The sequence below is a fragment of the Candidatus Zixiibacteriota bacterium genome, assembly GCA_022865345.1.
Taxonomy (GTDB): domain Bacteria; phylum Zixibacteria; class MSB-5A5; order MSB-5A5; family RBG-16-43-9; genus RBG-16-43-9.
Genome location: JALHSU010000243.1, coordinates 1 through 6,327, shown reverse-complemented (window position 1 = coordinate 6,327; position 6,327 = coordinate 1). Strand labels below are relative to the sequence as shown.

Sequence of the window (6,327 nt, the reverse complement as noted above, 5' to 3'; positions counted from 1 at the left end):
ATCCCCGGCGTGATAATACCATGGTTATCGCCGCTGTCAAGGTGGTCTTGCCATGATCCACGTGCCCGATCGTCCCGACGTTCACGTGCGGCTTGGTCCTCACAAACTTCGCCTTGGCCATCTTATCTTACCTCCAGATTAGTTTTCTTTTTTATATTTTATTTTCTTACTACTTACGACCCACGAACTACCAGCCACTCCTTATAAAGCCCAGGACCAGGATTGAACTGGTGACCTCATCCTTACCAAGGATGTGCTCTACCGACTGAGCTACCTGGGCCTGAAGCTTCTTAGTAGTGCCTATCCTTTTTTAAAAACCTCATCCTTAAAATCTGATTAAAGGATAAAAATCAAAAAAAAGACAAAGAATTTTTTCCCTCGGTTAAGCATAAAAGTTTAAAAAAATGCCCAACCGCTTACGTAATAAACTTTTAATATAAAACCAATATAATTTTTGTCAAGTAAAAAATCCTAAAAATTTGAAGAAATTTTATTATCAAATTGTTAGTCCTCAAATCGCCCGGATCCTTTATATTCGAGTAGCCTTAATTTTATTCTTTTATATCGTGGTCAAACCTGGAAATGTTTGAGCCTTTTGTTGAGACTGCCGGTACTTAAGTTTTTGTTTTTTATGGGATTACAGTTTAGATTATCGTTCGTTTGTTCAATTTCTTAACAGGGGGAATACAGTTTGTTCGTTTGGTGTTCGAAGTTTGAAGATTTTCGGACAAACGAACAAACTAACAAACTCCAAACTGTATTCCTGGAGAGGGGAGGATTCGAACCTCCGAAGGCATAGCCGACAGATTTACAGTCTGTTCCCTTTGGCCACTCGGGAACCTCTCCAAAAGACAGTTTGTTCGTTTGGCGTTTGGAGTTTGAAGAAAAACTACTCAAGACAAAGACCTTATCAGGGCACTTAACAAATTAAATATATCTTTCGATAAAATCCTTATCTTCTCCCTTTCCTCCTCACTTATGTATTTTCTCTTGTATGCAACCTCCAGTAAAGTCAGTGTCTCCGAGAGAGAACCTTTTGATATAAAGAGAAACTGTGTAAATTCCTTCTTGCTTTGTCTATAACTTCCTTCAGCGATATTGCACGGAACTGAGTTTGCAGTTCTTAGCAACTGTGGAATAAGAATGTGATCTTCACTTCTCGGCAATCTCTTAACTTGGTCATAAATTAAATCAACCAGCTCCATCGATTTTTGCCAAACAATCAATTTTTCGAAGTTGAATTGCACCTTCTTCTCAAATCATATGAAAGATAAAAGTTTTTATTCCTGACATCTGAAAATCCTTCGAACAAACGAACAAACTCCAATTTGATGTCCTTTAAGGCTTTCTCCCTTTTCATAGCCTCGCCTCTGGTCTGAAATTCCTCCACGTGAATCAATTGGAACGGTGTTGTCTCTTCGTAGACTTAATCCTTCCAGAATTGTGGCATTCCAGTCTTTGGTTCAGGTTTGATGTCTGGCCAATGTATAGATTCCCGTCTTTTTTGCTTTTTAAAATATAAACATAATACATTTTGATTCTTTCCTGCAAACGAACAAACTAACAAACTCCAGACTGTATTCTCAGCGGGAGACGGGATTCGAACCCGCGACCAACAGCTTGGAAGGCTGTGACTCTAGCCAACTGAGTTACTCCCGCGGATGAGAGTTTGTCCGTTTGTTTGTTCGAAGTTTGGAGATTTCGGACAAACGAACAAACTCACAAACTCCAAACTTATATTCCCAGCCGATGAGAGGGATCGAACCTCCAACCAGCTGATTACAAATCAGCTGCTCTACCATTGAGCTACATCGGCGAAATTAGCATCGTCAGGGATATGGGTTAAATTTTCAAAGAGCGAGGAGGAAAATTTATCCGAAGTTTTCCTCTTGTCAATACAATTTATCGAATCTTTTCCAAAAAACAACAGAAACTTGATTTAACAGATCAACCTTTTGCTGGCAATACGCCGGCCCTTTCCTTCTCAGTTAGAGTAATCGCCTCATTCGGGCAAACAGATCTGCACACGCCACAGCCGAAGCATCTCTGAGAATCTACACTACATTTATTATTAAACGCGGAGTAGACTATCGCGCCATACTGGCAGAAGGTTTTGCACTCCTTGCATCCAGTGCATTTATCCCAGTCTGTGACTCCCACATATTCCGCTTTAAAGAATACGGGGATATTGTAATTGAAGTTCATCTGATATGCCAGACAGTCAGAATCGCAGTTGCAGAGCCCACCGATAAACGGAGTTTTGAAAGTCCAGACTGAGTGAACCAATCCCTGCTCATCCATCTCTCTGAAAGCTTTCTTAGCCTGCTCTTGGCTCAGGACTTCGAAATCGCGAGTCAGGTCAGGAAATTCATCTAAAATTCCCTTCACCGGTGCACTAATCCCAAAGCAATATCTCACCTCTTTGCCCAGTGTGACTTTTCGACATACGCAGGGAAGTCTAACCACCACTTTCACCAGGTCAATAATCCTCTCAATATCCTCAATAGGAACGATCTGCCCATAGTGAACCTTCTTCTGCTTTCTGACCACCATATTCTTGACAAACCTCTGAACAAATTTAGGTTTTTTTCGAAGCGAATCCAACTCAGATAGACTTTTAGCTGCATCTTCATTGAACTTCCTGAAAAAGTCCCGCATAAACTCATCGCTTTTCTTCTGATGAAATAACTCCTCCGAATAGTTTTTCATCTGAAGATACCATTTTTTCCCCTCACCGTGTTGAACGCAGAACTCACACATAAGTACTCCTTAGTAGGGCGGGCTGTCCCGACTTTAGCGGGACTGCCCGACAAATCTGAGTCGGGTAGCTTACGCAACCCGACCTACTCCTAAATCCTCTTTGACTGTGCTTGCCAGGTCCCCTGACCTGGCAAGTTTAAGATCACGGGAGATTGCAGGGTTGGGAGCCCTGCCTACGTGGATTTTCGTAGGTCGGGCACCCTTACCCGACCCTATAGATCCCAATTTGTTAAATCCTCTTTTTCCACTTAGTTCCTTCTGGCGTATCCTCCAGGATAATCCCCAGGGACTCTATTTCTTTTCTGACCCTATCTGCCTCTTCCCATTTTTTCTCTCTACGTGCCTGGTTTCTTTTCCGGATCAACTCCGTTATCTTTTCATCCAGTTTGAGTTCCTCTCTTTTCAAAATCCCCAACACTGAGTCAAATCTCTGCATTAAAGCCAAGGTTTTTTCGGCATCCTGAGAGGAGAAATCGCCTTCATCAATAAACCGGTTAATTTCCTTAACCAGATCGAAGATTTTCCCTAAAGCAGATGATGTATTTAAATCGTCATCAAATGACTCCTCAAACCCGCTCTGGGCTTCATTCAAAATCTCTGCAACCTCCGGATGACTTTTCTGGCTCTTAATGCTTTTTAGCCTATCCATAAAATCATACAACCTCTGAAGTGCATTCTTGGCTCCATCCAATCCTTCAAAGGTAAAGTTCAATTGCTGGCGATAGTGAGTGGCTAATAGCAAATAACGAATTGACATAGGACTATACCCTTTTTCCAGAATGTCTCTTAAGGTGTAGAAATTTCCTAAGGACTTTGACATCTTTCTTCCTTCAACCAGCAGATGCTCATTATGAATCCAGAAGCTCACAAACTTCTCACCAGTTACCCCCTCGCTCTGGGCGATTTCATTTTCATGATGAGGAAAAATCAGATCCACCCCGCCAGTGTGAATGTCAAAATGCTTGCCCAGATATTTCATGCTCATAGCCGAGCACTCGATATGCCAGCCCGGACGACCTTTTCCGATCTCTGTCTCCCAGAAAACCTCCCCATCCTCCTCATCCCAACCTTTCCACAGGGCAAAATCCCCCACCTCTTCTTTTTCGTATGTATCCTTGCTTATCCTGACGCCAGCCTTCAAATCCTCCCTCTTCATCTTGGAGAGCTTTCCATAATCTTTAAACGAGGAGATCTTATAATAAATCGAGCCTGCAAGCTGATAGGCACGTCCTTTTTCTAAAAGCTTCTTTACCAGCTCAACCATCTCCTTTATATGAGCAGTGGCTTCTGAATAGATATCAGCCATCTCTATATTCATGCTTTTGACATCCTGGAAGTAAGCTTCCTTATATTTTTTTGTATACTCGTTTAAAGGGAATTGCTTTTCCTGAGAACCCTTAATGGTCCTGTCATCCACATCTGTCAGATTAACCACTTGTTTAACCTCATACCCCTTATATCTCAAGTACCTCTTAACTAAATCAGCCACGATATATGCCCTGAAATTCCCGATATGAGCAAAATCGTAAACCGTAGGCCCGCAGGTGTACATTCTAACCTTCCCCGGCTCTATGGAAACGAAATCCTCTTTTTGACGCGTTAAAGTGTTAAAAAGTCTTAGACCCATATTCTCTCCTGAAGTTTCTCTTTATTCTCCACTCATTTTTCTGACCAATGGAGGAAGCTCCGATAGATTCTTGACCATTCCATCCGGAACAATGGAAGCGCTGTAATCCCTTCCTTCCTTATATTTCAAAATCGCTTTCATTCCAACATTCTTGGCTCCTCCGATATCCTCGATTAGTTTATCTCCGATGAAAAGCGACTCCTCCGGCTCAATTTTCAAACTTTCGAGACAGTGGAGGAAAATCTGCGGATGTGGTTTCTTGTAACCGACCTCAGAGGAAAATAAAATCGAATCCAGATAAGGAAAAAGCCTGAATCTTTTCAACTCGGCCAGATGAAATCTGTCCGGAAAAATCGTATTTGAAACCAGCCCTAACTTATACCCTTCTCCTTTAAAATACTTTAGAGTCTCGACCGAACCCTGAACCAGAGTTACCTGCTCAGTTACTGGTTTATAATATGCATCCAAAAAACCAGTGTAATCGCCGTCCCTTATCTCCAGATGAAGCTCTTTGAAAACATCCTTAGCCAGATCCTCAAATCTGAACTCCTCTAAGTTCTGTTCAGAAATTTCGAAAGCTGAGGACAGAAGATTCTTCAGAATGGATGCATAAAGTTCAAAATCGAGCTTAATCAGTCCCTTATCTTTCAGAAAATCGTAACTTTTATGAGCAGATTTTTCACCCAGGATCACCCAGCTCGAGTTTTCAAACTCGATAAGGGTGCTGCCCATATCAAAAATTATCCCTTTTATCTTTTTCATTATTTTTCTGTTAAACTTTTGAGCTTTTTATCTACCTTGAACCCTCGACTCCTTGAATCCTCGAATCCATTTTTCTCTGTTCTGACTGACTTTAGTCAGGTCTTCCCTCTCCTTTGTAAGGAGAGGGCAGGGTGAGGTTACGCCACTAAAGTGGCTGTGAACGAATTCTTCCTGGCTTGAACCGTCGAATCCTTTTTCTTTCTTCAGATTGACTTCAGTCAGGTTCTTACTTAGACCTTTGAGCTTTTAATCCCTTGATCCCTTAAACCTTTTAACCCTTGAACTTTTTTATAGCTATCTTAGCTATTTTATCCACCAGTTGCGGGAATTCTATTCCTGACACCTTGGCTGCCTTCGGAACCAAGCTTGTAGCCGTCATTCCGGGTAGAGTATTAACCTCCAAGCAGTAGAATTTATCGTCAATTCCGTAACGAAAATCCACCCTGGCATACCCTTCACAGCCTAAGGCTTTAAAAGCTCTATACCCTAATTCCTGAATCTCTTTAGTCTTTTCAGCTGAAAGCTCAGCCGGGCATATATATCGGCTTTTCCCTTTGGTATATTTGCACTCGTAGTCATAAATTCCGTGTTCAGGTACTATCTCAATCACAGGCAGAGGAACATCTCCGAGCACACCGACAGTCAGCTCTCTACCAGGTATATATTTTTCAATCAGGACCTTCTCAGCATATATTTTTGCCTCCTCCATCGCCTTTGCCAGATTTTTCTCTTCCCTGACTACAGTCAATCCTACAGTCGAACCCTGGTCATTTGGCTTTACCACTGCTGGAAGATTAAACGAGTTCTTTATATTATCTAAAACCTCAGATAGATCAGTTGAATCAGAGCTTTCTAAAAGAAACCATTCCGGTGTCAAAATCCCTTCCCGTTCGAAGATTTTTTTGGACATAGCCTTATCCATAGCTAAGGCGCTGGCTAATACTCCTGAGCCGGTATAAGGTATTCCGCATAATTCCAAAAGAGCCTGGATTGTCCCATCCTCGCCCTGTCCACCATGCAAAGCCAAAAATACCAGCTCGACGTCCGAAAGGCTGAATGACTCAATCGTTTTCAATGCCACCTTTTTCCCCTCGGTCTGTAGAGCCTTTACGTCCGGCGGCTCGGCCTTGACCCCATTCGGCAAAAACCTGGTCTGATCTTCGGGTAACTTATATCCT

General features: G+C 42.2%; 7 protein-coding genes and 4 tRNA genes. All 11 read right to left on the bottom strand.

All coding sequences use genetic code 11. The annotated features are described in order from the left end of the window. On the bottom strand, positions 1 to 121 hold a 121-nt coding region (locus MUP17_11480), incomplete at its 3' end, for a GTP-binding protein (GenBank protein MCJ7459598.1). Positions 122 to 207: 86 nt separating this feature from the next. Continuing rightward, a tRNA-Thr gene (locus tag MUP17_11475) sits at positions 208 to 280 on the bottom strand. Positions 281 to 764: 484 nt separating this feature from the next. Continuing rightward, positions 765 to 846: transfer RNA gene (locus MUP17_11470), tRNA-Tyr, on the bottom strand. A 47-nt stretch (positions 847 to 893) separates the two neighbouring features. Beyond that, complete coding sequence (locus MUP17_11465; GenBank protein MCJ7459597.1) at positions 894 to 1,205, bottom strand: four helix bundle protein; 312 nt, start codon at positions 1,203 to 1,205, stop codon at positions 894 to 896. 190 nt (positions 1,206 to 1,395) lie between these two features. Beyond that, a complete protein-coding gene (locus MUP17_11460) occupies positions 1,396 to 1,533 on the bottom strand; it encodes a GIY-YIG nuclease family protein (GenBank protein MCJ7459596.1) in 138 nt (45 codons plus the stop codon). Between the two features lie 52 nt (positions 1,534 to 1,585). After that, positions 1,586 to 1,659 (bottom strand) — tRNA-Gly (locus MUP17_11455). Positions 1,660 to 1,744: 85 nt separating this feature from the next. Further along, positions 1,745 to 1,816 (bottom strand) — tRNA-Thr (locus tag MUP17_11450). A gap of 131 nt (positions 1,817 to 1,947) precedes the next feature. Further along, entirely contained in the window at positions 1,948 to 2,760 is an 813-nt protein-coding gene (locus MUP17_11445) for a 4Fe-4S binding protein (GenBank protein ID MCJ7459595.1), read from the bottom strand. 229 nt (positions 2,761 to 2,989) lie between these two features. Further along, entirely contained in the window at positions 2,990 to 4,387 is a 1,398-nt protein-coding gene (cysS, locus tag MUP17_11440) for a cysteine--tRNA ligase (protein ID MCJ7459594.1), read from the bottom strand. 21 nt (positions 4,388 to 4,408) lie between these two features. Continuing rightward, complete coding sequence (locus MUP17_11435) at positions 4,409 to 5,149, bottom strand: HAD family hydrolase (GenBank protein ID MCJ7459593.1); 741 nt, start codon at positions 5,147 to 5,149, stop codon at positions 4,409 to 4,411. A gap of 271 nt (positions 5,150 to 5,420) precedes the next feature. Beyond that, positions 5,421 to 6,327, bottom strand: a 907-nt coding sequence (locus tag MUP17_11430; GenBank protein MCJ7459592.1) for a D-alanine--D-alanine ligase, incomplete at its 5' end; no start/stop codon positions are given.